27 protein-coding genes are annotated in these 26,087 nt (G+C 72.1%); 14 read left to right on the forward strand and 13 right to left on the reverse strand.

The window, feature by feature from the left end:
* Nucleotides 1-81 precede the first annotated feature (81 nt).
* From AB0B66_RS21475 to AB0B66_RS21485, 3 genes are read left to right on the forward strand one after another with little or no spacing between them, the layout of a single operon-like run.
* A complete protein-coding gene (locus AB0B66_RS21475; protein WP_360532419.1) occupies nt 82-927 on the forward strand; it encodes a hypothetical protein in 846 nt (281 codons plus the stop codon).
* Between the two features lie 51 nt (nt 928-978).
* Entirely contained in the window at nt 979-1,407 is a 429-nt protein-coding gene (locus tag AB0B66_RS21480) for a hypothetical protein (RefSeq protein ID WP_360532422.1), read from the forward strand.
* Between the two features lie 43 nt (nt 1,408-1,450).
* On the forward strand, nt 1,451-2,620 hold the full coding sequence (locus AB0B66_RS21485; RefSeq protein WP_360532425.1) for a damage-control phosphatase ARMT1 family protein: 1,170 nt from the start codon (nt 1,451-1,453) through the stop codon (nt 2,618-2,620).
* 6 nt (nt 2,621-2,626) lie between these two features.
* On the opposite strand, the gene AB0B66_RS21490 is transcribed toward AB0B66_RS21485, so the two are convergent.
* The 3 genes from AB0B66_RS21490 to AB0B66_RS21500 form a co-directional block, all read right to left on the reverse strand.
* Nucleotides 2,627-4,447: a hypothetical protein gene (locus AB0B66_RS21490; protein WP_360532428.1), complete on the reverse strand. Its 1,821-nt coding sequence runs from the start codon at nt 4,445-4,447 to the stop codon at nt 2,627-2,629.
* 94 nt (nt 4,448-4,541) lie between these two features.
* The gene (locus tag AB0B66_RS21495) at nt 4,542-5,333 is read right to left on the reverse strand and encodes a maleylpyruvate isomerase family mycothiol-dependent enzyme (protein ID WP_360532431.1); all 792 of its coding nucleotides are present in this window, start codon (nt 5,331-5,333) and stop codon (nt 4,542-4,544) included.
* Nucleotides 5,334-5,370: 37 nt separating this feature from the next.
* Nucleotides 5,371-6,045, reverse strand: a complete 675-nt coding sequence (locus tag AB0B66_RS21500; protein WP_360532434.1) for a M15 family metallopeptidase — start codon at nt 6,043-6,045, stop codon at nt 5,371-5,373.
* 161 nt (nt 6,046-6,206) lie between these two features.
* Between AB0B66_RS21500 and AB0B66_RS21505 the strand changes: the two genes are divergently transcribed.
* The 5 genes from AB0B66_RS21505 (at nt 6,207) to AB0B66_RS21525 (ending at nt 12,867) form a co-directional block, all read left to right on the forward strand.
* On the forward strand, nt 6,207-6,671 hold the full coding sequence (locus tag AB0B66_RS21505; protein ID WP_360532437.1) for a hypothetical protein: 465 nt from the start codon (nt 6,207-6,209) through the stop codon (nt 6,669-6,671).
* A gap of 92 nt (nt 6,672-6,763) precedes the next feature.
* Nucleotides 6,764-8,014, forward strand: coding sequence for a hypothetical protein (locus AB0B66_RS21510; RefSeq protein ID WP_360532440.1), 1,251 nt, complete (start codon nt 6,764-6,766; stop codon nt 8,012-8,014).
* 503 nt (nt 8,015-8,517) lie between these two features.
* Complete coding sequence (locus AB0B66_RS21515) at nt 8,518-9,123, forward strand: TetR/AcrR family transcriptional regulator (RefSeq protein ID WP_360532443.1); 606 nt, start codon at nt 8,518-8,520, stop codon at nt 9,121-9,123.
* Nucleotides 9,117-10,850 carry an ABC transporter ATP-binding protein gene (locus tag AB0B66_RS21520; protein ID WP_360532446.1) on the forward strand — a complete coding sequence of 578 codons (1,734 nt, stop codon included), beginning with the start codon at nt 9,117-9,119 and terminating at the stop codon, nt 10,848-10,850. The genes AB0B66_RS21515 and AB0B66_RS21520 overlap by 7 nt, the downstream gene beginning before the upstream one ends.
* A 121-nt stretch (nt 10,851-10,971) precedes the next feature.
* A complete protein-coding gene (locus tag AB0B66_RS21525) occupies nt 10,972-12,867 on the forward strand; it encodes an ABC transporter ATP-binding protein (RefSeq protein WP_360532822.1) in 1,896 nt (631 codons plus the stop codon).
* An 84-nt stretch (nt 12,868-12,951) separates the two neighbouring features.
* On the opposite strand, the gene AB0B66_RS21530 is transcribed toward AB0B66_RS21525, so the two are convergent.
* The 5 genes from AB0B66_RS21530 to AB0B66_RS21550 all read right to left on the reverse strand — a co-directional run bounded on the left by AB0B66_RS21530 (nt 12,952) and on the right by AB0B66_RS21550 (nt 16,974).
* Nucleotides 12,952-13,728 (reverse strand): class I SAM-dependent methyltransferase, encoded by a 777-nt coding sequence (locus AB0B66_RS21530; protein WP_360532449.1) that lies wholly within the window; start codon nt 13,726-13,728, stop codon nt 12,952-12,954.
* Nucleotides 13,729-13,866: 138 nt separating this feature from the next.
* Nucleotides 13,867-14,676, reverse strand: a complete 810-nt coding sequence (locus tag AB0B66_RS21535) for a TIGR02569 family protein (protein WP_360532452.1) — start codon at nt 14,674-14,676, stop codon at nt 13,867-13,869.
* A 68-nt stretch (nt 14,677-14,744) separates the two neighbouring features.
* On the reverse strand, nt 14,745-15,722 hold the full coding sequence (locus AB0B66_RS21540; RefSeq protein ID WP_360532455.1) for a hypothetical protein: 978 nt from the start codon (nt 15,720-15,722) through the stop codon (nt 14,745-14,747).
* Nucleotides 15,723-15,766: 44 nt separating this feature from the next.
* Nucleotides 15,767-16,264, reverse strand: coding sequence for a hypothetical protein (locus AB0B66_RS21545; protein WP_360532458.1), 498 nt, complete (start codon nt 16,262-16,264; stop codon nt 15,767-15,769).
* Entirely contained in the window at nt 16,261-16,974 is a 714-nt protein-coding gene (locus tag AB0B66_RS21550) for a helix-turn-helix domain-containing protein (protein WP_360532461.1), read from the reverse strand. Before AB0B66_RS21550 ends, AB0B66_RS21545 begins: the two co-directional genes overlap by 4 nt.
* 43 nt (nt 16,975-17,017) lie before the next feature.
* Here AB0B66_RS21550 and AB0B66_RS21555 point away from each other — a divergent pair, with 43 nt between their 5' ends.
* Together AB0B66_RS21555 and AB0B66_RS21560 are read left to right on the forward strand one after the other, a co-directional pair.
* Nucleotides 17,018-17,431: a group III truncated hemoglobin gene (locus AB0B66_RS21555; protein WP_360532464.1), complete on the forward strand. Its 414-nt coding sequence runs from the start codon at nt 17,018-17,020 to the stop codon at nt 17,429-17,431.
* 64 nt (nt 17,432-17,495) lie between these two features.
* Nucleotides 17,496-17,921 carry a hypothetical protein gene (locus tag AB0B66_RS21560; RefSeq protein ID WP_360532467.1) on the forward strand — a complete coding sequence of 142 codons (426 nt, stop codon included), beginning with the start codon at nt 17,496-17,498 and terminating at the stop codon, nt 17,919-17,921.
* A gap of 79 nt (nt 17,922-18,000) precedes the next feature.
* Here the strand turns inward: AB0B66_RS21560 and AB0B66_RS21565 are convergent, their stop codons facing one another.
* The 4 genes from AB0B66_RS21565 to AB0B66_RS21580 form a co-directional block, all read right to left on the reverse strand.
* On the reverse strand, nt 18,001-18,915 hold the full coding sequence (locus tag AB0B66_RS21565; RefSeq protein ID WP_360532470.1) for an alpha/beta hydrolase: 915 nt from the start codon (nt 18,913-18,915) through the stop codon (nt 18,001-18,003).
* 9 nt (nt 18,916-18,924) lie between these two features.
* On the reverse strand, nt 18,925-19,890 hold the full coding sequence (locus AB0B66_RS21570; RefSeq protein WP_360532473.1) for a DUF2332 domain-containing protein: 966 nt from the start codon (nt 19,888-19,890) through the stop codon (nt 18,925-18,927).
* 148 nt (nt 19,891-20,038) lie between these two features.
* Nucleotides 20,039-20,794, reverse strand: coding sequence for an ABC transporter permease (locus AB0B66_RS21575; RefSeq protein ID WP_360532476.1), 756 nt, complete (start codon nt 20,792-20,794; stop codon nt 20,039-20,041).
* Entirely contained in the window at nt 20,791-21,753 is a 963-nt protein-coding gene (locus AB0B66_RS21580; RefSeq protein WP_360532479.1) for an ATP-binding cassette domain-containing protein, read from the reverse strand. Before AB0B66_RS21580 ends, AB0B66_RS21575 begins: the two co-directional genes overlap by 4 nt.
* A gap of 99 nt (nt 21,754-21,852) precedes the next feature.
* Here AB0B66_RS21580 and AB0B66_RS21585 point away from each other — a divergent pair, with 99 nt between their 5' ends.
* Nucleotides 21,853-22,401: an SPFH domain-containing protein gene (locus tag AB0B66_RS21585; protein WP_360532482.1), complete on the forward strand. Its 549-nt coding sequence runs from the start codon at nt 21,853-21,855 to the stop codon at nt 22,399-22,401.
* On the opposite strand, the gene AB0B66_RS21590 is transcribed toward AB0B66_RS21585, so the two are convergent.
* Entirely contained in the window at nt 22,398-23,270 is an 873-nt protein-coding gene (locus tag AB0B66_RS21590; RefSeq protein ID WP_360532485.1) for a hypothetical protein, read from the reverse strand. The two genes, AB0B66_RS21585 and AB0B66_RS21590, sit on opposite strands and share 4 nt — an antisense overlap.
* 127 nt (nt 23,271-23,397) lie before the next feature.
* On the opposite strand from AB0B66_RS21590, the gene AB0B66_RS21595 reads away from it, so the two are divergent.
* From AB0B66_RS21595 to AB0B66_RS21605, 3 genes are read left to right on the forward strand one after another with little or no spacing between them, the layout of a single operon-like run.
* Entirely contained in the window at nt 23,398-24,330 is a 933-nt protein-coding gene (locus tag AB0B66_RS21595) for an ABC transporter ATP-binding protein (RefSeq protein ID WP_360532488.1), read from the forward strand.
* Nucleotides 24,323-25,174, forward strand: coding sequence for an ABC transporter permease subunit (locus AB0B66_RS21600; RefSeq protein ID WP_360532491.1), 852 nt, complete (start codon nt 24,323-24,325; stop codon nt 25,172-25,174). The genes AB0B66_RS21595 and AB0B66_RS21600 overlap by 8 nt, the downstream gene beginning before the upstream one ends.
* Nucleotides 25,171-26,082 carry an ABC transporter ATP-binding protein gene (locus tag AB0B66_RS21605; RefSeq protein WP_360532494.1) on the forward strand — a complete coding sequence of 304 codons (912 nt, stop codon included), beginning with the start codon at nt 25,171-25,173 and terminating at the stop codon, nt 26,080-26,082. The genes AB0B66_RS21600 and AB0B66_RS21605 overlap by 4 nt, the downstream gene beginning before the upstream one ends.
* Nucleotides 26,083-26,087: the final 5 nt, after the last annotated feature.

Here is a 26,087-nt window from a genome sequence, read left to right on the forward strand (position 1 = left end):
ATCTGCGATCTCGCCGAGGCGGGTGGTCGGATTTGTGACGGGTCCTAGGCAAGGTGGAGCGATCAACTTACCGTGTGCGCCATGACCGCCTCTCCGCTGCGCCACGCCGCCCCCGGCCACGACGTCGCGCGTACCCATAACCCTGTTCGCCCGCACCGCACCGCCGTCGCTGTCGCCGGTGTGCTCGTCCTCGCCCTGCTGGGCACCGCCGCCTGCGGGAAGAAGGGCGAGCCGCAGTCCACCGCCAGCGCCAACACCGTGATTACGGACAGCCCCGGGACCAGCGCGAGCGCCCTGCCGTCCGGCTCCGCAGCAGCGACGCCGTCATCGACCGGTGGCAGCGGCAACGGCAGCGGGACGCCGACCTTCCCGAAGACGGCCAAGGACTACGGCCTGGCCGCGCTGGCCGCATGGGCATCGGGCAGCAAGTCGAAACTCGACCTGTACGCCGTCCAGGCCGCGGTGTCGCAGTTCATGGGCCACGGCAAGCCCAACAGCCAGTGGACCACGCTCAACTGCTCGGCCGCCGGCAGCGGGCGCACCGCCTGCGACTTCCGCAACGCGCACGGCGACGACACCCGGCTGACCATGGAGGACACCCAGCTCGGCCACCCGACGGCGGTCGTCGACGTGTTCGTCAACCGCACCCAGTACCCGGCCGACGCCGCCGGATACGTCGGCTACTTCATGGCCGCGTGGGGCGACGGCAACAAGCAGCGGATGACCCGCTTCTCCAGCTCCACCATCGCGAACATGTTCACCGGCAAGACCCCGCCGACCGGCAGCCAGACCGAGGCCACCCAGAACGGCAGCAACTGGACCGTACGGGTGACGGGCCTGCCGGTGGGCTCCGGAAGCTGGACCTTCACCGTCAGCGGCGGCAAGCTCGGCGGCGGCAACGCGATCACCGCGGCGAAGGTCGACTGATCGGACCGGGCCCCGGCGGTTCGGTTGGCCGGACGCTCCATGATGGAGCGCATGGTGGTGACCGGACGTGATCCTGACGGGGCCCTGCAGTTGTGGCGAGTGGGCCGTCGCCGTCTGGCGTGGCGGCCCCGGTCGGCGAGCAGCGCCTCCCAGGAGCCGGGGCCGTTCCCCGACCTGCCCGGGCGGCTGGTCGGGCAGGCGCTGGAATGGGTGCCCGCGCTGGCCGCCACGGTCGTCGTCTGGCCGTGGCGGCGGTGCGCCGGCCGCTGGCCGGTCGTCGCGTACACCCTGGGCATGGCGGACCAGTCCGGCTACCACTACCAAGAGGTCGTGCACAGCCGCGCCGACGCCGACGCGCTCGCCGTGCGGTGGGCCGCCGAGATCCGAAAGCATGGCCGGCCGCAGGGCCGCGAGCCGGACGAGGTCGCGCCGGACCGACACCACCTGCTCGACGACTGGCTCGGCGGCGGGGGCGCATAGACTTCGCCGTGATCGGGTGGCGGCGACGCGGGGGGCGACACGAGTGACCGAGGCTGACCAAGGGCTTGCCGACGCGCCGCCGATCCTCAGCGACGTTCCCGGCTCGTTCACCTGGCGGGTGCTGCACGACCGGCATCCGGCGATCATCGAGCAGGTGTCCCGGGCGTTCCCCTATCCGCCGCGTATCCGGGCGGCCCTGGCGAGGCTGGCGCAGGACGCCGTGTCCGGCGTCGTGGAGCCGCTGCCCGCCGACGCCCACGACGCCGCCGACTGGGCCCGCTGGAGCGCACCATACCTGGGCATGGCCTGGTACGACGTGCCGTTCCTGTGGGCCGAGAACTACTTCTACCGGCGGCTGCTCGAAGCCGTGGAGTACTTCCGGCCCGGCCCGTGGCGCGGGCTGGACCCGTTCACCCCGCAGAAATCGGCTGAGCTGGCCGACCCGGCGCTCGACGCCGACCTCGCCGCGCTGGCCGACCTCGCCGGTCGTCCCGCCGAGGAGCAGCTGACCGCGGCCGTGGACGCGGCGCTCTGGGGCAACCGCGCCGACCTGGCCACCCGCGTGTCCAACCCCGAGGCCGAGCACCGCAAGCAGGCGTCCGACCTGGTCGCCGACGACAGCGCGGCGCTGCGGCGGCTACTCGCGCCGGGCAGCGGCGGCACGGTTTGCCTGGTCGCCGACAACGCCGGGCGCGAACTCATGCCCGACCTGGCCCTGATCGACGTGCTGCTGCGCGAGGGCCTGGCCGACCGGGTCGAGCTGCACCTCAAGCCCCAGCCGTACTTCGTCTCCGACGCCATGCTCCACGATCTGCTGTCCTGCCTGCGGCGGCTGGCCGAGACGGCCCAGGGGCTGCGGGAACGGCTGTGGTCGGCGCTGGACGACGGGTCGCTGGAGGTGCTCACGGACGGGTTCTACTGCGAGCCGCTGAGCTATCACGACCTGCCCGGCGACCTGGCCGCGCGGTTCCGGGCGGCGAAGCTGACGATCGTCAAGGGCGATCTGAACTACCGCCGCCTCGTCGGAGACCGCCACTGGCCGGCGCACACCCCGTTCGACGCGGTGACCGCGTACTTCCCCGGCGCGGTCGCGGCGCTGCGTACGCTGAAGTCGGAGGTGCTGGTCGGCGCACCGGACGTCGCGGCGCTGGACGCCGCCGGCCCCGGCTGGCGGCTGGACGGCGCCCACGGCCTGATCCAGGTCCGGATCTAGGCGGCGTCAGCGGCGGCTGAACAGGTTGCGCAGGTTCGAGACGCCGATCGCGACCGCCGCGGCGACGGCGAGCACCCCGAAAGCGATCCGCAGGTTCGTCACCAGCAGCCAGGTCAGCCAGCCCAGCCCGACGACGATGGCCAGGCTCGCCAGGAACAGCAGCAGGCGGCGGCGCAGGACCGCCTCGACGGCCATCACCGCCAGCACCGCCAGCGTGCACGCCAGCAGCAGCGAACCCTGCTCCAGCAGCAGCGCGAAGCCGAGCAAAAGCAGCAGCACCGACAGCGACGCCCCGGCCCAGAACCGCAGCAGCGCCCCGGCCGGGGCGGCGACGTCGGGCACGACGCGGTTGCGCAGGTGCGCGTGCGGCGGCGGGAGCGGCGGCACCCCGCCCACCGCGCGGAGCTGGTCACGTTCGTTGACCGCGGCGCGGCGGCGGGCCCGCAGTTGCGCCACGGACTGCTCCTGCGCGTTCAGGGCGGCGGCCGCGCCGTCACCGCCGCGGCGGCTCGCGGTGACCGTCGGTGGCAGCACCTCCAGCCCGGCCGACATCCGCCGCAGCTCGTCCTGGCCGTCGGCGATCCGCCCATCGAGCTCGGCGATGGTCTCCGCCAGCTCGCGGGCCCGGTCGGCCCCGGCGCGCAGTGCGCGGGCGGGCGTCGGCGGCACCTTGTCCAGCCCGGCCCAGCCGACCGGGTCGCCCCACGAGGTCCGGATCGCGCCGCTGCGCTCGTAGCGGGGACCGGCGGGGGCGCGCTCCCCGCCGAACGGGTCGGCCGTGTCCAGCCCCCACAGGCCGCGGTAGTCGCGCACCCAGGGCGTGGCGGAGTCGATCAGGATCGGGGTCCACGGCCGGGACGTGCCGGGACCGATCCGTACCCCGTCGCCACGGCGGTAGTCGACGTACGGGATGCCGAGGCCTTCGGCGACCTTGCCGCGGGTCCACGGGAACAGCACCGCCCGCACGCGGGTCAGCGTGTTGAGCGCGCCCTCCAGCGCGGGCGGCTGCACCCGCACCAGGTAGTCGCCCGGCAGATACGCCCCCGAGTGCGAGCCCGCGCCCGCGTTGGCCACCAGGTGCGTGCCCTCGACCCAGGTCAGGTCGGGGTCGTCGGGGCGGCGGCGCAGCTCGTCGCCGACCTCGTCGTGCGAGGACAGCGCCACCCAGGCGAGTGAGAACCCGTCCTCCGGCGACGGCACCAGGTACAGGGTGAGCTGCTCCCAGTCGGACTCGTGGTCGTTGACGCCGCTGAAACTGGACCGCCAGTCGTTCATCGCGTACAGGAACCAGTACTGGATGACGACGTAGCCGCCGTCCGAGCTGACGTGGGCGTGGTAGGCGTCGGTCTGCGGACCGGCGGCGGCGTACTGGCGCTGCACCGCGGCGGTGAGCCCGCCCGGGACCCGGCCGCGCAGCGTCAGCGACAGGCGCAGCAGCGAGTCGATGAACCGGCCGAGCAGCCCGACCGCGGCCAGCCGGGACACCCCGGTGAACTTCGGCCGGTCCGGCCTGCGCCGCCATTCCCGCAGCTCACGATGCCCCAGGCCGCGTGGGGCGTAGCGCAGGAACAGCGCGGCCTCGGGATGCTCCCGGGCCGTTGCGGCCAGCCGCTCGGGGTCCAGCTCGCCGTGGTCGACCAGCAGCGTCGGCGCGCCCCGCGACGTGTGGTGCGAGGCCCACAGCGCCGCTCCGGCCAGGTAGGTGTCCACGGGCATCGGGAAGAACATCTCGCCCGCGGTGAAGCAGAGCACCGGCTCGTATCGGCGCACCAGCGCGCGCAGGTCGACCCCTTCGAGCAGTCCCGCACGGTCGTCTACGCCGGTCACCACCGTAGTGTCACAGCTCCGGCGCGGCTGATCGGTCGAAACCTGCTCATACCGTCCCGCCCGAGGTGACGCGGGCGGGACGGGTGCGCGGCGGTCAGAAGCCGCGGAACACCTGGCGGAGCAGGGCCAAGTCGGCTTCACCCACGGTCTCCACGGCGGCCGGGGTGTGCTGCGGCGACAGTCGGCCCACGATCAGGCGCAGCCAGGCCTCGGCGGGCAGCCGGAGCACACCGTCGGCGTCGGCGGGCGCGTCGGTCAGCTCGACCTTGTCGGCGAGCCGCAGGCCGTGCACCGCGTCGGGGCCGGTGGTCTCGACGCGCAGGGTCAGCTCCTTGCCGTCGAGCGCGTCCGACTTGGCCAGCCAGCCGAACATGCCGCCGAGCGTGCCCGTGAGCAGCGGCACCGCCTCGGCGGCGAGCACGGCCCGCGGGTCGCCGCCGACCCGTACGTCCCAGGAGTGGAAGGTGTACTCGCTCAGCCGCAGGCTCGCCGCGGTGGCCACGTCGACCGGGGCGGGCAGGAAGCCCATGTCGATCCGCAGGTCCGCGCGCGTGCCCGCGTCCAGCGACTCGTACTTGGCCAGCAGGGCGTCGTTGGCGGCGAGGAAGCCTTCGGCCCGTGCGGCGGGGGCCATCGCGTCCCAGCGCGCCCAGACGCCCTTGTTGAACTCGAAGCCGGGGTTGGGCTCGCCCGCCAGCGCCGCCTCCACGGTCGCGAGGTGGATCTCGGCGCCGCTGCCCAGGTGGCTGAGCACCTGGGACACGTCCCACTCGGACGCGCCCGACGGGCCGGTGAGGTCCGCTGCCGGCAGGTCGCGCACGTGCGCGGCGAGCGTGTCGTGGCCGGACCGCAGCGCGGCGATGGCGGCGTCGGCGGAGCTGGTCATGGGTACTCCTAGGTGATCGCGAAGGTCGTCGGCTGGATCAACCCCGGACCCGACCCGCTTGTTCCGCTCCGACCGAGGCGACCGGGCCGTACCGGGTCTGCACGGCACGGGTCTGCAACGCCCAGTAGCGGTCACCGAAGGACCAGTGCCACCACTCGGTGGGGTAGTTGACCATGCCCACGCCCGACAGCGCGAGCGACAGCACATCGCGGTGCTCGCGGGCCACCGCCGACACGTGCGGCGAGGCGGTGAAGCAGGCATCCGCGCTGGCCAGTGGGCTCGCGTTGACGGCGGTGCCCATGTCCAGCTCCAAGCCCTGCTCGGTACACAGGGTCAGGTCGACGGTGCCACCGGTGCTGTGCGGCGCGACGTCCGGTGGCGAGACGTACTTGCTCGCCTCGGTGTGCAGCCGCTCGGCGTCCCATCCCGGGTGGGCCGCGCGCAGTTCGTCCTTGTAGCCCTCGAAGTACTCGGTCTGCAGGCGCAGCGGCCGATACGCCTCGATCACCAGCAGCCGCAGCCCGTCCGGCAGGGCCCGCTGCGCGTCCAGCAGGCGCTGGGCCACACCCTCGCGCAGATGGGCGTACGCCCCGGCGGGATCGGCGAGCCGCGAGTCGATCCGCAGCTCCGGCACCTCCCGCAGGTCGATCATGGGTTCGCCGGTGTCGCCGAGGGCGATGGCGGAGATCCGGCGGTCCGACAGCAGAATCATGCCGCCGCCTCGCTAGTCAGGTCGGTCACGGTGCCCAGTCCACCCGAGCGGCTGCGACGTGGACGTGAGCGCAAACGCTCACACGGTGCTCACACCCCTGCCCACACCCCAGCGCAGGCGCGTCACCGGCCGATGACGCACCGGCGGGCTAGCATCCGGCAATGACGATTCTCGCGGACGTGACCGGTGACTGGACCGGAGCCAACGGCTTCCGGCTGATGCCCCAGGACCCGTTCGCCGAGTCGCCGGCCACGCTGACGCTGGCCACGGCGGCAGGCGGCCACATGACGACGGTCGCGTACACCTGGGCGCACCCGGCCGACGGCCCGCAGCAGGGCCTGCTCGCCCTCGGCGCGGGTGAGGAGCCGGGCGCGGTGGTCGGGCTGTGGAGCGACTCGTGGCACCAGCAGCCCGCGTCCAGGACGATGCCCGGCACCGTGCGCGACGGCGGGGTCGTCGAGCTGGAGGCCGACTACGGCGGCGGGTGGCGCTGGCGGATCATCATCGACGCCACCGGCGCGACGCTCCAGCTGCGCATGGACAACGTGATCCCCGCCGAGCACGCCACGGCCGAGATCGCCGCCGGGCCGTACCCGGCGATGCTCATGACGTTGCGCCGACGCTGAGACCGCCCGATCGTGTCACGTCCATCACCGGTGGGCCTGCCGCCAGTTGGTACCGGTGGTGCTACATCGGGGTGACACGGGGAGCTTTTGACATGTGGATTCGCAGGTCGCTGCTGGCCGCCGCGGGCACGGCGTACACGCTGCTGCCGCTGACCGCCGCCGCGGGCGCGCCGGCGCCTGGGGCGGAGCCGGTGGTGCCGGACGCGGTGTACCCGCTGGTCGCGTACGCCGAACCGGACCTGGGCGGGGCGTCGCAGGCGTTCGGCGCGGGCGTGTTCGACGCCGACTCCGGCGGCCTGGGCGCGGTCGGCGGTGACGCCGTGTCGTCGCTGCGCGTGGCCGAGGGCTTCCGCGTGCTGGCCTGCGACCGCACCGCGGCCCAGGGCGCGGACGCGGTCGACGGTCTCGGCTCCTGCCGCTACTTCGACGCCGGCTGGTACGACCGGGTCGGCGGCGGCCTCGACGACAGGATCTCGCTGCTGACCGTGGTCGCCGCGAAGGAGACCGGCCAGGGGGTCACCGTGTACGGCGAGCCCGCGCTGTCCGGCGGCAGACTGCACCTGGGCCCCGGCCGGTACGAGGCGGCCGCGGGCGACCTGGACCGCCTCGACGCCGTCCGGTCCCTGGCCGTGGCCGACGGCCACCAGGCCGTGCTCTGCGACAGCGACCGCTCCACCGCCACCGCCAGCGGCAACCCCGGCCTGTGCCAGGTCTTCGGACCCGGCGAGCACCCGGCGGTCGGCGACGGCCTGGACGGGGCGGTCTCCCTGGTCGCGGTCGGCGGCCCGGCGGTCACCGCGACGAGCGAACCCGGGTTCGCCGGAGCCGCACAGTCGTTCGGCCACGGGGTCCATCAGGCCTCGGCCGCGCAGCTGGCCACGGTGGGCAACGACGCGATCAGCTCACTGCACGTGGCAGCCGGTCAGCGGGTGCTGGCCTGCGCCGACGACCAGGCCGCGCCGGCCGTGCCGGGAGAGTGCACGCTGCTCGGCTCCGGGGTGCACGAGCTGGCCGGGACGGGCCTCGACGACGGGATCTCCCTGCTGGCCGTGTCGGCGGGCCCCTCGACCGGCCAGGTCCTCACCGCGTACGCCGACGGCGGTTTGACCGGTTCGTCCGGGGCGTTCGGCGCGGGCATGTTCGCCGCCGCCGATCTCGGCACGGTCGGCAACGACGCGATCAGCTCGCTGACCCTCGCCGACGGCGGCCGCGCGGTGCTCTGCGAGCACGACGCCACCGCGCCGGGCGAGGTCGGCGCGTGCCGCCTGTTCACGGCCGGCGACCATGCGACGGTCGGCAAGACCCTCAACGACCAGACATCCTTGATCTTCGTCGCTCCCTGAGCGGTTCCACGCCCGGCGCCGGCTTCGCGGCCGGCTCCTCGGCGGCAGCGCCTCGGTCCCCCGTGAAGCCGGAAAGGTCGCCTGCCGCTCCATGCGTGCCGGCCGCGTCGAGGCGTGGCCGGCTGAGGGCGTGGAGCCCGCCGCGTCACGCCCCGCCAGCCGGCCTCGCCGTCGGCTCAGCCCAGCCGATGTCCCGAACACCCTCGTCGCCGCCAGACGGACGGCCCGGGTCGCCGCACACTTATTGTCATCTCGCACACACTCTGCGTACCGTCGCCTGCGATGGTCACTCGGCCTGCGGCTACATCTTTTTTGATGTGGGCACATCAAAAAAGATGTAGCCGCTCAATGAGCGGCTCCTCGCACCGGCGCTACCCAGAGTCACCAACGGCACCAGCCCTGGGCCACCGGCCACCTCGTGCTGCGCGCACGCTCTACGCCGTCGGCGTACAACCGGATAATCGCGTTGCGGAGTGAGTGCTCACTCATTTAGAGTCGCCGCCGTGACTGACGCCTCCCCCAGGCGCCGGGTTTCCCCGTTGACCCCCGAGGACCGGCGCGCCGCGATCATCGCGGCGACCCTCCCCTTGCTGCGTGCCGAAGGTGTGCACGTGAGCAGCAAGCGGATCGCCGAGTGCGCGGGTGTCGCGGAGGGGACCATCTTCCGCGCCTTCCCCGACAAGAACGCCCTGATCGCGGCGACCCTCGCCCACGCCTTCGACCCGGCCCCCACCATCGAGTCGATCAAGGCGGTGGCGGGCGACCCCGATGTCAGGTTCCGTCTCAAGACGGCGGTGCGGATCCTCACCCGCCGCTTCCGCGACAACGCCCCGCTGATGATGTCGCTGCGCGGCAGCGGACTCGCCGTGGTCACCACCACACCCGTGTTCGACCCCCGCGAGGCGCTGACCGGCATCTCGGATGCGGTGGCCGAGCTGATCTCCGATGATGCCGACCGGTTCCGGCTGCCGCCGCAGACCGTCGCGTCCCTGCTCATCTCGATGGTGTTCTTCAACAACCGCAACGAGGTCCTCCCCGAAGACCAGATCGTCGACGTCGTCCTGGACGGCGTGCTCTCCCCCGAGGCCAAGAAAGAGCCCGCATGCTGATCACACTCGTACGCCGCCAGCTGCGGCCCTACCGGCGGCACATCTCGCTCGTGGTGCTGCTGCAGTTCGTGCAGACGGTGGCGAACCTCTACCTGCCCACCCTCAACGCCGACATCATCGACCAGGGCGTGGTCAAGGGCGACACCGGCTACATCATGCGCATCGGCGCCGCCATGATCGGCGTCTCGCTGGTGCAGATCATCTGCTCGATCGGCGCGGTCTACGTCGGCGCGCAGGTCGCCAGCGCGCTGGGCCGCGACGTCCGGGCCGCGATCTTCGACCGGGTGCAGTCGTTCTCCGCCCGCGAGGTGGGCCATTTCGGCGCGCCGTCGCTCATCACGCGTACCACCAACGACGTGCAGCAGGTCCAGATGCTCGCGCTGATGACCTTCACCATGATGGTCAGCGCGCCGATCATGATGGTCGGCGGCATCGTCCTGGCGCTGCAGCTCGACGTGCAGCTGTCCGGGCTGCTGCTGGCCGTGATCCCGGTGCTGGTCCTCGGCATCGGCTTCATCGTGTGGCGGATGCGCCCGCTGTTCCGGGCCATGCAGACCAACATCGACGAGGTCAACCGGGTGATGCGCGAGCAGATCACCGGCATCCGGGTGATCCGCGCGTTCGTTCGCGACCGGCACGAGCAGGAGCGCTTCGCCGGCGCCAACACCGAGCTGACCAACGTGGCGCTGGCCGTCGGCAAGCTGATGGCCTCGATGTTCCCGTTCGTCATGCTCGTCATCAACATCTCGACGGTGGCCGTGCTGTGGTTCGGCGCGCACCGCATCGACAGCGGCGGCATGGAGATCGGCGCGCTGACCGCGTACCTCAGCTACCTGATGCAGATCCTGATGGCCGTGATGATGGCGACCTTCATGTTCGTGATGCTGCCGCGCGCCGAGGTGTGCGCGGAGCGCATCGAGGAGGTGCTCGGCACCGACTCCAGCGTCGTCCCGCCGACCGCGCCGGTCACCCCGGAAGGGCTGCGCGGGCATCTGGAGCTGCGCGACGTCGAGTTCAGCTACCCGGGCGCGGAGGAGCCGGTGCTGCGCAGCATCGGCTTCAGCGCCCGGCCCGGCGAGACCACCGCGATCATCGGCAGCACCGGCAGCGGCAAGTCGACGCTGCTGCACCTGGTGCCGCGGCTGTTCGACGCCACCGGCGGCCGGGTGCTGGTCGACGACGTCGACGTGCGCGACATCGAGCCGCAGGCCCTGTCCCGGGCCATCGGCTTCGTCCCGCAGAAGCCGTACCTGTTCTCCGGCACCGTCGCGTCGAACCTGCGCTACGGCAAGGCCGACGCCACCGACGAGGAGCTGTGGCGGGCCCTGGAGGTGGCTCAGGCCAAGGAGTTCGTGCAGGCCATGCCCGAGGGCTTGGACGCGCCGATCGCCCAGGGCGGCACCAACGTCTCCGGCGGCCAGCGCCAGCGCCTGGCCATCGCCCGCGCGCTGGTCAGCCGGCCCGAGATCTACCTGTTCGACGACTCGTTCTCGGCCCTGGACTACGCCACCGACGCCGCGCTGCGTCGGGAACTGTCCCGCGAGACCGCCGACGCGACGGTCGTGATCGTCGCCCAGCGCGTCAACACCATCCGCGACGCCGACCGCATCCTCGTCCTCGACGACGGGCAGGTCGTCGGCACCGGCACCCACAGCGAACTCATGAACAGCAACGTGACCTACCGCGAGATCGTGCTGTCCCAGCTCACCGAGGAGGAGGCGGCATGAGCGAGCGCAGCGAGCGAATCATGAGCCCCGTGCATCACGTCGGAGCCGAGCGCAGCGAGGTGACGGCGTGACTCAGACCCCCGTACGCCGTGATTCAGGGCCTCGTTTCGGACCCGGCGCGATGATGGCCGGCCCGCCGCAGGGCAAGTCGCTCAACTTCAAGCAGTCCAGCCGCCGCCTGCTGAAACTGCTGGTGCCCCACCGTGTCGCCGTCTGGTCGGCCGTGGTGCTCGGCGTCATCGGCGTGGGCCTGTCGGTGATCGGCCCGCGCATCCTCGGCCACGCCACCGACGTGCTGTTCACCGGCATCATCAGCGGCAACATGCCCGAGGGCGCGACCAAGGCGCAGGCCGTCGACGCGGTCCGCGCCCAGGGCAACGGCACGCTGGCCGACATGCTCAACTCGATGGACCTGGTCCCCGGCCGGGGCGTCGACTTCGACGCGCTCGGTCGGGTGCTGCTCGTCGCCCTCGGCGTGTACGTCGCCGCGTCGCTGTTCTCCCTGATGCAGTTCCGGATCATCACCACCGTGGTGCAGCGCGCCGTGTTCGCGCTGCGCGAGCAGGTGGAGACGAAGCTGTCCCGGCTGCCGCTGAGCTACTTCGACGGCCAGCAGCGCGGCGAGGTGCTCAGCCGGGCCACCAACGACATCGACAACGTCGCGCAGACGATGCAGCAGTCGATGAGCCAGCTGATGAACTCGGTGCTCACCATCGTCGGCGTACTGGCGATGATGTTCTGGATCTCGCCCCTGCTGGCGCTGATCGCGCTGGTCACCGTGCCGGTGTCGGTGTGGGTGACGATGCGGATCGGCAAGAAGGCGCAGCCGCAGTTCATCGCGCAGTGGGCCGTCACCGGCAAGCTCAACGCCCACATCGAGGAGATGTACACTGGCCACTCGCTGGTGAAGGTGTTCGGGCGGCAGCAGGAGGCGGCCGAGACCTTCCGCGAGCACAACGAGGCGCTGTACAACGCGGGTTTCAAGGCGCAGTTCATCTCCGGCATGATCCAGCCCGCGATGTTCTTCATCGGCAACCTGAACTACGTGCTGGTCGCCGTCGTCGGCGCGCTGCGCGTGGCGTCGGGCTCGCTGTCGCTGGGCGACGTGCAGGCGTTCATCCAGTACAGCCGCCAGTTCAGCCAGCCGCTGAGCCAGGTCGCCGCGATGTCCAACCTGGTGCAGTCCGGTGTGGCCTCCGCCGAGCGGGTGTTCGAGCTGCTCGACGCGACCGAGCAGAGCCCCGAGCCGGTCCCCGCCGCCCGGGTCACGGACCTGCGCGGGCGGGTCGGCTTTGAGCACGTATCGTTCCGGTACAGCGAGGACAAGCCGCTGATCGAGGACCTGTCGCTGGCTGTCGAACCCGGCCAGACCGTGGCCATCGTCGGCCCGACGGGCGCGGGCAAGACCACGCTGGTCAACCTGCTGATGCGCTTCTACGAGGTGACCGGCGGGCGCATCACGCTCGACGGCGTCGACATCGCCGCGATGGACCGCGAGGACCTGCGGTCCAAGACCGGCATGGTGCTGCAGGACACCTGGCTGTTCGGCGGCACCATCGCCGACAACATCGCCTACGGCGCGGACTCCCCCACCCGGGAGCAGATCGTCGAGGCCGCCAAGGCCGCGCACGTGGACCGCTTCGTGCGCACGCTGCCCGACGGCTACGAGACGGTGCTGGACGAGGACGGCACCAACCTCAGCACCGGCGAACGCCAGCTGATCACGATCGCGCGGGCGTTCCTGGCCGAGCCGAGCATCCTCATCCTCGACGAGGCGACCAGCTCCGTCGACACGCGTACCGAGGTGCTCATCCAGCGGGCGCTGAACTCGCTGCGCAGCGGCCGGACCAGCTTCGTCATCGCGCACCGCCTGTCCACCATCCGCAACGCCGACGTCATCCTCGTCATGGAGCACGGCTCGATCGTCGAACACGGCTCCCACGACAAACTGATCGCCTCCGGCGGCGCCTACGCCCGCCTCTACGAGGCCCAGTTCGCCGGCGCCACCACCGACTGAAACCAAAGGAAGGGCACCTTCTTAACGGACGTCCGTGTAGAAGGTGCCCTTCCTTCGTTTCGGGGTGGCGGAGGGTGAGGGGGGTCAGTGGCGGAGGGTGCGCAGGACGCCGGTCAGCATCGGGAGGGTGAAGTCGCCGCCGGAGGTCTCGGGCTGGGCCGCGAGGTAGGCGCGGAGCCGGTCCGCGGTGGCCCGCTGGTCGGGTTCCGGCATGACCAGCACGCCCGCGCGGGTCGCGAGGGTGGCGACGAGGGAGTCGGCGGTGCGGTGCTGCCCGTGTGGGAACTCGGCCTGCTCGGGTGAGCCGAACCGGGGCGGTCCGGTGTGCGGCAGGTGCATACCGGCCGTCGCGGCGCGCCAGTTGCGCAGCGTGTCACGCGGGCCGATGACGGCGCTGCCACCGACCCGCTCCAGTCCGGCGATCCAGTCGACGCGGTCGTCCAGGACGTTCCACAAACCGGCCAGGACACCGCCGGGCGCGAGCACCCGGGCGATCTCCGGCCCGGCGACCGCCATGTCGAACCAGTGCATCGCGTTGCCGGCCAGCACGGCGTCCACGGAGCCGTCCGGCAGCGGGATCGTCTCGGCATTGCCCTGCAGGGCACGGATGCTCGGCAACGTACCGTGCAGCTGCGCCAGCATCGCCGGATCCGGCTCGACCGCGATGACGTCGATGCCCAGCGCGACCAGCGTCGCGGTCAGCTTGCCGGTCCCCGCGCCGAGGTCGAGCACCCGCGGGCCGGGTGCGGGCGCCAGGGCCCAGCGCACCGCGGCCTGCGCGTAGTCCGGGCGGTGCTCGGCATAGGCGGCCGCGGCCGCGCCGAACGACGAGGAGTGAAGCAACCGTTCATCTTGATCCACACCAGCAGCCTATTCGTGCCGGGGCGCGACGGCGACCCGCAGAACCTCAGCGGCACGTGCAGCCACCGCTCGCCCGGCTCGCGCCCGGCGACACGGTCTCGCCGGCGGCGGAGAGCGGCGGGCGAGTCACCCACACACCTACTCCAGCCTGGCAAGCACCAGATCCACGACAGACCGGTAGTGCTCGACACGCTCCGTCACGGGCAGCCCCACCCGGCGGCGGCCCTCGTTGGTGGCGATCCGATACATCAGCGCACGCACCAGCATCTGATCCCACTCGGCGCGGTCGGCCCAGCGATCCGGCAGCGCTTCAGACGCATCGTGCCAGGTCATGGCATCCACGACGGCTACGGCCAGCGCCCACGACGCCGGCCGGTGATAGACCGGCCAGTCGATGACCGCCGGGGCGAGCCCGTCGGCGAACATCACGTTGCCCAGCAGATCACCGTGGACCACCTGGGAAGGCGAGTGCACCGGCTGTCGTACGCGAGCCAGCGGCTCCAACACCTCCGTCATCACCTCGCCGCCGCGCAGCGGCAGTTCCTGCCAGGCGACGCGGTCGCCGAAGCTCCACGGATCGTCCCGCTCGTCCAGGAACGACGGCCGCGCGAGCCCGGCCAGCGCCTCGTGGAACGCCTCCCCCGCAGCGAGGACGTCGTCCCACCGCCGCGGGTCAGGGCTGCCGGGCGTCAACCGCCATGCCTGCCAGCCCAGCACCGTCCAGCTGCCGTCGCCGGCCCGCACCGGTCGGGCGACCCGGAAACGCCGGCTCCCGGGAAGTCCCGACAACACCTCGGCGACCCATGCCGTCTCCGCCTCCAGCCCGCCGGGCTTGAGGACGACATCGTCGGCGCACCAGGTCCGGCCCTGACCGCCCGGCAGCGGGACGGCCGGGCCGCGAGCACCGAACGCTGCCAGTACCTCCGGAGCGGGAACCTCACGTGCCATCCCGGCAACCTAACCGCCGCGGCCGGGCCGGGGCGACCGCATTCGCCCCGCGCCGACGTCCCCGGGAGTCAGGAGATCGTCTGCGGACCGCGGAGCAGCTGCGCGAGATGTTCGATCTCCTCCACGGTGACGTTCGCGTCGAAGTGGCTGCGGACCCCGGCCGAGTTGTGTTCATACAGCCAGTCCACGTCGGCCCCGCCGGCCGCCATTGTGGAGCGCACGGGCCAGTACCTGCGCAGCCGTTCGGCGAGCGCGTCGCGCTGCCGGGCGATGGCGCGCGGCGTGACCGAGTCGTAGAGCCGGTCCGGGTCGTGCACCGCCTGACGGGCCAGGTCGTCTCCCCAGAAGTCGAGTGTCCAGCCCGGCCACAGCTCGGCCCACCGCTCGCGCAGGCCGCGCAGCGGCTCCAGGGTCCACAGCCCGGCCCGCTTCGTCGCGGGGTCGAGGTCCAGGCCGGATCTCGGCACGTCATCGGCGACGTCACCCGGCAACTCGGGCCCGGCGGCGACCCACTCGACCAGGTCCGGCCCCATCCACCAGCGTCGCCAGGCCTGGTCGGGGCTCAACCCGTAGAGGCGCACCACCCCGTCGCCGCCGCGGACGGTGACGACGGATCGGACCGAGTCACCCGGCAGGAACTCGTTGCGCGCGGACTCCTCCGGCTCGTTGTCGACACGCGCGCTCGCCGGGTCGAGGCCCACGTACTCCATCAGGTCGCCGATGCCGTCGTAAGCCCACCGGATCTCCCAGCCGGACCACGTCGCCGCGTACGCCTCCAGCATCGCCGCCCGGTAGGCCAGGCGGTTGAACGTGGTGTTGAACAGCAGCAGGATCCGCTTGTCGACGTCGATCAGCACGCCGCCCTCGCACATGAGGTCGCTGAACCAGTGCTCCTCGGCGTAGTCGCCGGCGTGCTCGAGCCAGCGCAGCACCACGTCCGGGCCGGGCGCGAACAGGTAGTCGATCCCGTAACCCGCCCCGCCGCCCTGCGCGTACACCGTGTACTCGCCGTCGCGTACGACGACGTAGTTGACTCTGCTGCCCACCGGGGCACCTTAGCGGCTGACCGGTCATCCGGTGACCCGCCCGGTCAGGACCTCGCGCGATCCACGGAAACCGAAGGACGTGCGGCAGGCGGAGTCCCGACCGGCTGCGGCAGGAGCCGCAGCAGCAGGCCGATGCCCAGCGCCGGCAGCGCCACCAGCTTGATCCCCTCCAGCGCGATGTACGCGAGGTGCAGCGTCGACTCCGGCGGGCTGCCGCCATCGATGATCAGCTGCGCGCGCTGGTCGAGCAGTGGGCGCAGCACCAGCGCCTGGGTCAGCAGCACCAACCACAGGCCGCCGGTGACCACCCACCGCCACCTGCCGATCGCGGTGCCCAGCAGCGCCACCGTCAGCACGGCCAGCAGCACGAACTCGGCGATGTTGAGCGCCTGGAAGACCAGCCGGCCGATGCCCAGCCCGAGCGCGGTGGTGATGCCGGGGGCGCGGAACTTCAGCGGGGCCTCCAGCAGCGAGATCGCGGCGACCATCCCGAACCACACGAACGGCGTCGCCACCTGCGCGACCGCACGGACCCTGCTCACCGGGCCGCCCGGATCTCGGCGGCGCACACGCCGGGCCGCACGAACGGGTGCAGGTCAGCGTCGAACGCCTGCGGCGACAGCCCGTCCACGGTGCCGCGCAGCAGCCCGAGGTGCACACCGCACACCACGTCGGGATGCCGCCGGGCCACGTCGAGGAACGGGCAGGCGTGCAACTCGATCCGCGCGGCTCCGGCCTGCGGCGTGCGTGCAGGGTCGAAGCCGAGCTCGGCGAACAGCGCCATGGCCCGCGCGGCGGCTTCGTCGAGCGTGGCCACGCCCGCCCGCCCGGCGGCCCGGTCCGGCGCACCTCGGTCCGGTTCGGTCTGCGCGGCAGCGGTGCCCGCCTCGATGGAGGACGTGTGCCGCAGCCAGCGCCGGCCGGCACGCTCGGCCAGTTCAGCGCCCCGCGCCCCGTCGAGCTGGCCCGCGAGCATCTCCGCGAGCAGCGCGTAGCCGGCCGCCTCGGCGGCGGGCGTCACACCGGCGTACACCGCCTGCGGGCGGCCGGGGCCGCCGCGGGAAACGCTGCTCTGCACCACGTACCCGGCGTCGATCAGGACTTTCAGGTGGAAACGCACCGTATTCGGGTGCAGGCCGGTCGCCTGCGCCAGCGCGGTCGCGTCCTGCGGCGTGCCGGCCTGGCGCAGCACCTCCAGCACCCGCCTGCGGCTGGCCACCGCGAGTGCGCCGTAGGTCATATCGTCAGCCACGGACCGAATATATACGATGGCGATAGTAAAAAAGGAGGAGCCCGTGCGCACCGACATCACCGACCGCGCCGACATCACCGGCGTCGTGACCGACTTCTACACCCGGGTGTACGCCGACGACCTGCTCGGCCCGATCTTCATCGACATCGCGAAGATGGACCTCCCCGCCCACCTGCCGATCATGAGCGACTTCTGGGAGACGGTCCTGCTGCGCACGGGCAGCTACCGCCGCAACGCGCTGCAGTCGCACTTCGACCTCAACCAGCTGGTCCGGCTGGAGCAGCACCACTTCGACCGCTGGCTGACGCTGTGGCGGGCCACCGTCGACGACCGCCACGCGGGCCCCCTCGCCGAACTGGCGAAGACGCAGGCCAGCCGAATCGCCGGCTCGATCGGGCGGCGGCTGGCCGGCTCGACCGGCAGCGAGCACGTCACCATCTCGACCGTCAGGCCGTGACCGGACCTCCCATAATGAAGGCCGCCGAGGTGGGCTCGCAGCGGACCCGTGGAGAGGACCGGCCATGTCACGAGCGAAGGTGGTCGCCGTCGGACTGCTCGCACTGGCCCTGGCGGCCGCGACGGCCTGCTCGCCCGCGACGGACGAGCCCGCGGCGTACCGGGTGTCGGTGGATCTGTTCTCGGGCCGGGAGAACCCCGAAACCGCGCTGAGCGCCCCGGTCGCCGAGCGAGTCTACGTTGAGCTGTCCGGCCGGGCCGCGGACTTCCAGGACGCCGCCGACCCGGCCACGCCGCTCGGCTTCCGCGGGTTCGTCGTCACACCGCGAACGGGCGCACATCCCGTGCTCCGGGTCACCCGGGATGCCGTGTACATGATCCGCGACGGCGTCCACCGCAAACTCGCCGACCCAGCGGGCGCGTACTACCGGACCATCCTGGACGACATCCGGTCGCGGCTCCCCCAGGACGTGATCGACGCACTTGCGTGAACGAGGGTGCCCGACAGTGCCCCGGGTCCGCGGCGTCCGTCGAGTCGATCGAGGGCAACCGCAGGAATCGGGGCAGCACTCAAGCGCCCTGCTCGAACCGTGCCTTCTCGACGACCGCCAGCACGGCTTCCGTGACCGCATCCGGGCGACTGCTGTGGATGTAGTGCCCCGCCTCGGGCACGACGGCATGCTCGCCCCGCGGCGCGGCGGCGGCTACCTCTGCCTGCAATGCGGTCCACCGGGTCCGCATACCGTTCGGCAGACCCACGGTCGCGCTCAGCACGACCACCGGCACGTCGGGCAGCCGCGAACCGGAGCGCAGCCGCCGAACCAGCCGAACCTGCCCGGCGACCATGCGGCTCTCGGCGATGCCCGTGCGGAACCGTTGCTCCTGGGCGTGGCAGGCCATCTCCGCCTCGACGAGCAAATCCTGGACCCGAGGGTCGTCGGTCAGCCGACGTGCCTGTTCGGCGGCTTGCTCCCGCAGTGGTCGGTCGGCGCGCCCGAGGGCCTGGCGCACCACGTCCGCACGTGCGAACACCGCCTCGGCGGCGCGTACGATCCACGGCCGGAACTCCTCGTGCGCCGGATCGACCAGCACGAGCCCTGCCACCAGGTCCGGGTCCGACCAGGCGACGACCTGGGCCAGCAGGCCGCCCCAGCTGTTGCCCACCAGGACGCACGGCCCGCCGCCCGCCTGGGACAGCAGCGCCCTGAGATCGTCGAGCTGCGACTCGAACGTCAGCGGCGTGGCCGGGTCGCTGGCCCCGAACCCGGCGCGGTCGTACGCGATGACCCTGGTGTGCGGCACGAGCGCCGGCAGGATCGGCAGCCAGGTCAGCGCGGGAGTGCCGCTGGCCGCGTCCAGCACGACGGTCGGCCCGCCCGTGCCCGCCTCGATCCAGCGAAGTTTGCGCTGCCCGAAAGCGATCTCACCACGGGTCGCCCCGCCCGGCAGCAGAGCGGCCACCGCCCGCACGATGACGTCGTCCACGTTCGCCTCTCAACCGCGGCGACCGGCATCGACGAGCCGGTCCCCGAACCAGGTCATCGCCTGGCCGTGCGAACGGGTCCAGGCCAGCGGCCTGCCGTCCAGCGCGAGCAGGTTGTACGCCGCGCCGTCGGGCGGTGGCGGTGCCGCGCCGGTCGACAGGAGGTCGGCGGAGTCGTTGGAGACCCAGTGACCGGGCAGGTCACGCACGATCTCGACGAACGTCGCCTGCTGCGGTGCGGGCACCTGGTATAGCACTGAGGTGTGGAAGACGACCAGGGTCGCGCCGGCCGGAGCCTGGGCCGCGAGCGCGGGCAGGGCGTCGTTCAGGTCACCGCGTACCAGCAGCGGCGGGTCGGCCGCGGCGACGGCGGCCGCGGCGCGCAGCCGGTCGCGGCGGTGCTGGTGCTCGGGCCAGATGAGCGCGTCGAGCCAGGCGACGTCGGCCGGGTCGGTGACGTCGAGCGGGTTCAGGTCGATGCCGGCCCGCCAGACGACCTCCGGCAGCCGGTCCGGCGGGGCGGTCCCGGTGATCGCGCAGTCGAGGATCGGGCCGTGCTCGCCGAGCAGGTGCTCGCCGTAGCGGTAGGCGTACCGGTCCGGGTAGAGGCACAGGCCGGCGGACGCGCCGACCTCCAGCAGGGCCAGCGGCTGGGGCAGCGCGGCGAGCACCGGCAACAGCACCGCGCACCGGCCGGCCTCGTTGGTCTGCGTGGCCCTGGCCGTCATCTCGGCCGCGATGGCGGGCCAGTTCCGCACGATGAACGCGCGGCACGCGGCCGGGTCGGCCACCGGGCCGCCGAGCAGGCGGACGACGCCGAACAGCAGCTGCGGATGCCACTTCTCCGGCGGCAGCGTGCCGAGCAGGGCCAGGACCTCGTCGTCCTGGCTGACCGCCGCGCCCAGTCGTTCGTACACCGGCGAGACGCCGTGCGCCTCCGTCTGCGCGAAATCCGCGAAAACCCCCGCGATCGTCATGCCCGCCATCGTCGCACCGCGCCACTCTCCTCGCTGCCCCGCAGAAAACCGCAGCTCACCGCCACAGCAGTGATAGGAAGGGCACCTTCTACATCGGATTCCGATGTGAAGGTGCCCTTCCTTCGCTCGGGGCGGGGGGCTTGGTTTGTCAGGAGTTGAGGCGGCGGTGGCGGTGGACGGAGAGGGGGAGGAAGACCGCGGTGAGGAGGAGGGGCCAGAGGATGGCGAGCAGGAGGGCTTGGTCGGGGACCAGGCCGGGGTTGCCGAACAGGTCGCGGGAGGCGGCGGCGGTGGCCGACAGCGGGTTCCACTGGGCGATCGTGCCGAGCCAGGCGGGCATGGTCTCGGGGTCGACGAAGACGCCGGAGAGGAAACCGACCGGCCAGACGAGGATCTGGACCATGGTCACCGACTCCGGTCCTTTCACGACCAGGCCGAGGAAGATGCCGACCCACAGCAGGGCGAAGCGCAGCAGCAGGAGCAGGCCGAACGCGGCGAGCGCGGAAGCGAGGCCCTCGTGCCAGCGCCAGCCGAGCGCCGCGGCCGCACCGACGAGCACGGCCAGGCCGACCGCCGAGTTCATCAGGTCGGCCAGGCAGCGGCCGAGCACGACCGACGCCGAGTTGATCGGCAGGGACCGGAAGCGGTCGGTGACCCCCTTGGCGGCGTCGGTGGACACCGCGGTCATGGTCGCCTCGACGCCGAAGAACATGGTGAGGGCGAACATGCCCGGCATCAGGTAGTCGAAGTAGTCCTCGCCGATCGCCCCGCCGAACAGCCCGCCGAACATCAGCGCGATCATCACGGTGAACAGCCAGTTCACGATCACGCCGACCGGCTGCTGCCGCCAGTGGGTGAGCTCGCGCCGGGCGAGCACCCAGGTCTCCTCCAGTACGGCCGTCACGCCGCCACCTCCTGCTTGTCGCCCTGCTTGCGGTGCAGGTCGAGGAACACCTCGTCGAGCGTGGGCCGGCGCAGGTTGACCTCGACCGGTTCGACGCCCTCGGCGGCCAGCGCCGTGCTGATGGCGATCAGCGCCTTGGTGCGCTGCCGCACCGGCACGCTGATCCGGTGCTGCTCGGTGCGCGGTTCGCCGTCGGCGTGCGCCGCCACCGCGGGCAGCGCCCGCCCGGCCTGCTCGGCGTCCGCGAACGCCAGGTCGATCCAGTCCTCACCGATCGTGGCTTTGAGCTCGTCGGGGGTGCCCTCGCTGACCACGCGGCCGTGCCACAGCATCGCGATCCGGCTCGCCAACTGATCGGCCTCCTCCAGGTACTGCGTGGTCAGCAGGACGGTGGTGCCGCCCGCGACCAGTTCCCGCAGCGCCGACCAGACCTCCTGGCGGCCCTGCGGGTCCAGGCCGGTGGTCGGCTCGTCCACGAACAGCACCTCGGGCGAGACGATCAGGCTGGTCGCGAGGTCGAGCCGGCGGCGCATGCCGCCGGAGTACTTCGCGACCGGTTTGCCGCCCGCGTCGGTCAGGCCGAACCGCTCCAGCAGCTCGTCGGCGCGTTTGGCCGCGCGGGCCAGGCCCAGGTGGTTGAGGCGGCCGAACAGCACCAGGTTCTGCCGGCCGCTGAGGATCTCGTCGACCGCGGCGTACTGGCCCACGAGTCCGATGCGCTGGCGCACCTGTGCCCCCTGGGTGCTCACGTCGTGCCCGGCCACCACCGCGCGTCCCGCGTCCAGGCGCATCAGCGTCGCCAGGATGCGTACGGCGGTCGTCTTGCCCGCGCCGTTCGGGCCGAGCAGCCCGTACACGGTGCCCGGAGGTACTTCGAGATCGAATCCGTCGAGTGCCGGGGCCGGTGCTCCCCGGTAGGTCTTGCGGACCCCGTGTGCCGATATCGCCGGCTCTGCCATGCGCAGACTCCTCCCGCTCAGTTCGAGTACACCGTACCGTACGTCGTACGCTACTGTCGAGGCGAGCGGAATTCGCGCGGATGACCCACGCTGTGCCGTATGGATTACGCCCCCTTCATGGCCCTCTCCGCGTTCCTGCCACTGGCGGCGCGGACGGCACTGTGGCAGGTGCCCGAGGACGAGGTGTGGATCGTGGAACGCCACCGGCGCTTCCACCGCGCGCTGGCCGCCGGCCGGCGGCTGGCGGTACCCCTGCTCGACCAGGTCAAGGCCAGGGTCGAGCTCACCCAGCAGATGCTGCTGTGGCCCCCGGCGCCACGGGAGGACAGCGTCGACGAGCCGGCCGGAGACGTGTTCACCGCTCAGGACGGCGGCAAGGTCGAGATCCGGATGCGCATCCTGTGGCGGGTCACCGACCCGGTGCGGGCCGGGTACCAGCCGAACGGCCCCGGTCTGGCCATCGACGACCTGGCGGCGGCCATCCTGCGCCGCCTGATCGCGGGCCTGCCGCAGGAGGCCGCGATGACCAGCCGCTCAGCCCTCGACCGGGAACTGACCAGCGCGCTGACCGAGCAGGCCGGCTGGGCCGAGATCGGCAGTGTGCGAATCAGCGAGGTGCTCGCGCACCCGGTGCCGGTGCGGGCCTAACCACCCGAGCGCATCAGGTCACGGCACAGCGGCACGTCCGAGGTCCGCACGTCGGGCGGGAAGATCAGCGCGGCGAGCGGGCGGCGCAGCACACCGGCCTCCCGCTCGCTGCACATCCGGCGCGAGGTGATCTGGTCGGACTTCAGCTGCCGCGGGCCGCCGCCGTCGCGGTACAGCACGGTCTCCAGGTCCTCGTCCTGGCCGATGATGTAGGCGACCTTGGTGGTGCCGTCCACGGTGAGCGCGGTCGCGGGTAGCCACATGCCCTGCAGCGTGACCATCCCGGCGAGCACAACACCCAGGACCAGCGTCAGACCGTCGACCCAGCGGTTGGGCACCCGCCCGCCGAGCAGCGGGCTCGGCGGGCGCTCGTCGGCGCGCGGCGTGACAGGCCGCCCCCGGCGGCGCAGCAGTATCAGCGACAGCAGCGCGGCGGCCCCGGCGAGCACGAGCAGCAGGTACACCGGCGCGGTGAGCAGCCCGACGACCAGCAGCATCAGCGCCACCGGCGGCGGCAGGCTCGCGAGCACCGTGGGCTGGAACACCGCGCCCCGGACGGCGGCGCGCCGCTCGGACAGCGCCAGGTAGGCCGCGAGGATGAGGATCAGCGGCAGGAACGGGACGTAGCTGCCGATGAGCAGCGCCTGCATGCTGGTGTGCTGGGCGAGCGCCTTGAGCGTCGCGTCGTCACCGTTGGACAGCACGAACAGCCGCACCCCGGCCAGGATGGCGGGGAACGCCGCCGACACCAGGCCCAGGTAGAAGCCGTGCCGCTCCCCCGCCGCGACCGTCGGGGCGGCAGCCTCCGGGATGCGGGGCGACGGAACCGGGGGCGGGGCGTCGCTGAGCTGCTCGGTCACGGTGCGCATTCTTCCATCCAGATCGGACCGCTGGCCATACCCCCGGCGGGCCGTGGGCCACCTGACCTGGTCTCAGGGTCGAGACCAGGGTCGACACCGGATCTGCCGGGCGCGGGCGGAGGTCTAGGTTGGCGGCGTGGCCCTCATCGCGACCCAGTCGCTGACCAAGACATACCCGGGCGGGGTGACCGCCCTGTCCGACCTGACCCTGTCCGTCGAACCGGGCATCATCGGCCTGGTCGGCGCCAACGGCGCCGGCAAGTCCACGATGATAAAAACCCTGCTCGGGCTGCTGACGCCGACCACCGGCAGCGCCCAGGTGCTCGGCCTGGACCCGACCACCGACGGTGAGCAGGTGCGCGCCCGCGTCGGGTACATGCCCGAGCACGACTGCCTGCCGCCGGACATGATCGCGGCGGAGTTCGTGACGCACATGGGCCGGATGACCGGCCTGCCGCGCACCGTCGCCCGCGAGCGGGCGTCGGAGGCGCTGCGCCACGTCGGGCTGTACGAGGAGCGCTACCGCCAGATCGGCGGCTACTCCACCGGCATGAAGCAGCGCGTGAAGCTGGCCCAGGCCCTGGTGCACGACCCGGACCTGCTGCTGCTCGACGAGCCCACCAACGGCCTGGACCCGGCCGGGCGCGACGCGATGCTGACGCTGATCCACCGCATCGGCACCGAGTTCGGCATCTCGGTCGTGGTCTGCTCGCACCTGCTCGGTGAGATCGAGCGGATCTGCGACTCGCTGATCGCGATCGAGGGCGGGCGGCTGCTGCGCGCCGACCGGATCGACGCGATGACCACGGGCACGGACGTGCTGGCCATCGAGGTCGCCGAGGGCACCGCCGAGCTGTCGGCGGCGCTGGCCCAGCGAGGGCTGACCGCCACGGCGGAGGGCCGGATGCTGCTGGTCCCGCTCGCCGACGAGGACACCTACGACCTGATCCTGCGTACGGTGGCCGACCTCGATCTGCCGCTGCACCGCCTCGACCAGCGCCGCCACCGGGTGGCCGAGCTGTTCTCCCCCGCCGCCCCGTCAGCTTCCCTGGAGGTGAGCCATGTCTGAGCGGAGCGTCATCCACGACATCGGCTACCAGCGTTACACCGGCACCCGGCTGGGCCGCGGTTACGCCGCCCGCTCGCTGTTCGAGCACGGCGTGCGAGTCGCCTTCGGGCTGGGCCGCAGCGCCAAGGCGAAGATCTTCCCCTGGATCGTGATCGGCCTGGTCACCTCGCTGGCCCTGATCGTGGTCGCGGTGAAGGCGCAGACCGGTGAGATGATCCTGACGTATCAGCAGCTACCGAGCACGGCCAGCGTGCTGGTGATGGTGTTCCTCGCCGTGGTGGCACCCGAGCTGGTCTCGCGTGACCTGCGCAACCAGACGCTGCCGCTGTACTTCTCCCGGCCGCTGGCGCGCTCGGACTACGCGCTGGCCAAACTCGCCGCGCTGGCGACGGCGGTGTGGCTGCTGATGGCCGGGCCGCAGCTGCTGATGTTCCTGGGCTCGGCGTTCACCGCGCAGGACGCGTCGGGGGTGGCCGCGGAGGCGCGCGGCATGCTCGGCGGCTGGGTGGTGGCCACGTGTTACGCCCTGGTCTTCAGCAGCCTCGCCGTCTTGATCGCCTCGATCGCCAGCCGCCGCGCGTTCGCCGCGGGCGCGATCGTGGTCGTCTTCATGATCACCTCCCCGGTGGTGGGCCTGCTCGCCGCGCTCGGCGAAGGCGGCGCGCTGTCGCAGATCGCGCCGATGTTCAGCCCGTTCTCCCTGCCCGAGGGGGTGCGCAGCTGGCTGTACGGCACGTCGTTCGAGGTCGGACCGTACGGGCCGGTGTACGGCCTGGTGACGGTGCTGAGTATCACCGTCTGCACCCTGCTGCTGCTCCTGCGCTACCGGAAGGTGAACCTGTGAGCGACCTCGACCTGCGCGGGGTGTCCCGCTGGTACGGCAACGTCGTCGCCGTCAACGACGTCACGATGACCCTCGGGCCGGGCGTGACCGGCCTGCTCGGCCCGAACGGGGCCGGCAAGACCACCCTGCTGCACATGATGGCCGGCTTCCTCGCCCCGTCCCGCGGACAGGTGCTGATCGACGGCGAGGCCACCTGGCGCAACCCGGCGATCTACCGCAAGCTCGGCCTGGTCAACGAGCGCGAGGCGGTGTACGGCTTCCTGTCCGGCAAGGAGTTCGTGCGGGCCAGCGCGAAGCTGCACGGGCTGCCCGACGCCGACGCGGCGACCCGGCGCGCGATCGAGCTGGTCGAGATGGCCGACGCGCAGGACCGCCGGATGGACACGTACTCCAAAGGCATGCGCCAGCGGATGCGGGTGGCCGCCGCGCTGGTGCACGACCCGGCGGTGCTGCTGCTGGACGAGCCGTTCAACGGCATGGACCCGCGCCAGCGCATGCACATGATGGAGCTGCTGCACCGGCTCGGCGCGCAGGGCCGCACGGTGCTGTTCAGCTCGCACATCCTGGAGGAGGTCGAGCAGGTCTCCGGCACCGTGCAGGTGATCGTCGCGGGCCGGCTGGCCGCGTCGGGCGACTACCGCACGATCCGCCGCCTGATGACGCACCGGCCGCACGTGTTCGCGATCCGGTCCAGCGACGACCGGCGGCTCGCGGTCGCGCTGATGGCCTCGGACTCGGTCGCCGGCGTGACGCTGGGCAAGGACGGGCTGACCGTGCACGCCGGCGACTACGGCACGTTCACCCGCGCCCTGCCGCGCATCGCCCTGGACCAGGGCGTACGGGTGCGCCAGCTCATCCCCTCGGACGAGTCGCTGGAAAGCGTCTTCTCCTACCTGGTCTCGGCATAGGGAGC

The organism is Catellatospora sp. NPDC049111, from assembly GCF_040648615.1.
GTDB lineage: Bacteria > Actinomycetota > Actinomycetes > Mycobacteriales > Micromonosporaceae > Catellatospora > Catellatospora aurea.

Bases quoted from the DNA above. Each gene is read 5' to 3' on its own strand.
- AB0B66_RS21520 (WP_360532446.1), top strand. From the start codon at position 9,117: ATGCTGATCACACTCGTACGCCGCCAGCTGCGGCCCTACCGGCGGCAC.
- AB0B66_RS21585 (WP_360532482.1), top strand. From the start codon at position 21,853: ATGGATTACGCCCCCTTCATGGCCCTCTCCGCGTTCCTGCCACTGGCG.
- AB0B66_RS21480 (WP_360532422.1), top strand. From the start codon at position 979: ATGGTGGTGACCGGACGTGATCCTGACGGGGCCCTGCAGTTGTGGCGA.
- AB0B66_RS21560 (WP_360532467.1), top strand. From the start codon at position 17,496: ATGTCACGAGCGAAGGTGGTCGCCGTCGGACTGCTCGCACTGGCCCTG.
- AB0B66_RS21590 (WP_360532485.1), bottom strand. From the start codon at position 23,270: ATGCGCACCGTGACCGAGCAGCTCAGCGACGCCCCGCCCCCGGTTCCG.
- AB0B66_RS21525 (WP_360532822.1), top strand. From the start codon at position 10,972: ATGATGGCCGGCCCGCCGCAGGGCAAGTCGCTCAACTTCAAGCAGTCC.
- AB0B66_RS21475 (WP_360532419.1), top strand. From the start codon at position 82: ATGACCGCCTCTCCGCTGCGCCACGCCGCCCCCGGCCACGACGTCGCG.
- AB0B66_RS21510 (WP_360532440.1), top strand. From the start codon at position 6,764: ATGTGGATTCGCAGGTCGCTGCTGGCCGCCGCGGGCACGGCGTACACG.
- AB0B66_RS21535 (WP_360532452.1), bottom strand. From the start codon at position 14,676: ATGGCACGTGAGGTTCCCGCTCCGGAGGTACTGGCAGCGTTCGGTGCT.
- AB0B66_RS21505 (WP_360532437.1), top strand. From the start codon at position 6,207: ATGACGATTCTCGCGGACGTGACCGGTGACTGGACCGGAGCCAACGGC.
- AB0B66_RS21570 (WP_360532473.1), bottom strand. From the start codon at position 19,890: ATGACGATCGCGGGGGTTTTCGCGGATTTCGCGCAGACGGAGGCGCAC.
- AB0B66_RS21580 (WP_360532479.1), bottom strand. From the start codon at position 21,753: ATGGCAGAGCCGGCGATATCGGCACACGGGGTCCGCAAGACCTACCGG.
- AB0B66_RS21600 (WP_360532491.1), top strand. From the start codon at position 24,323: ATGTCTGAGCGGAGCGTCATCCACGACATCGGCTACCAGCGTTACACC.
- AB0B66_RS21495 (WP_360532431.1), bottom strand. From the start codon at position 5,333: ATGACCAGCTCCGCCGACGCCGCCATCGCCGCGCTGCGGTCCGGCCAC.
- AB0B66_RS21500 (WP_360532434.1), bottom strand. From the start codon at position 6,045: ATGATTCTGCTGTCGGACCGCCGGATCTCCGCCATCGCCCTCGGCGAC.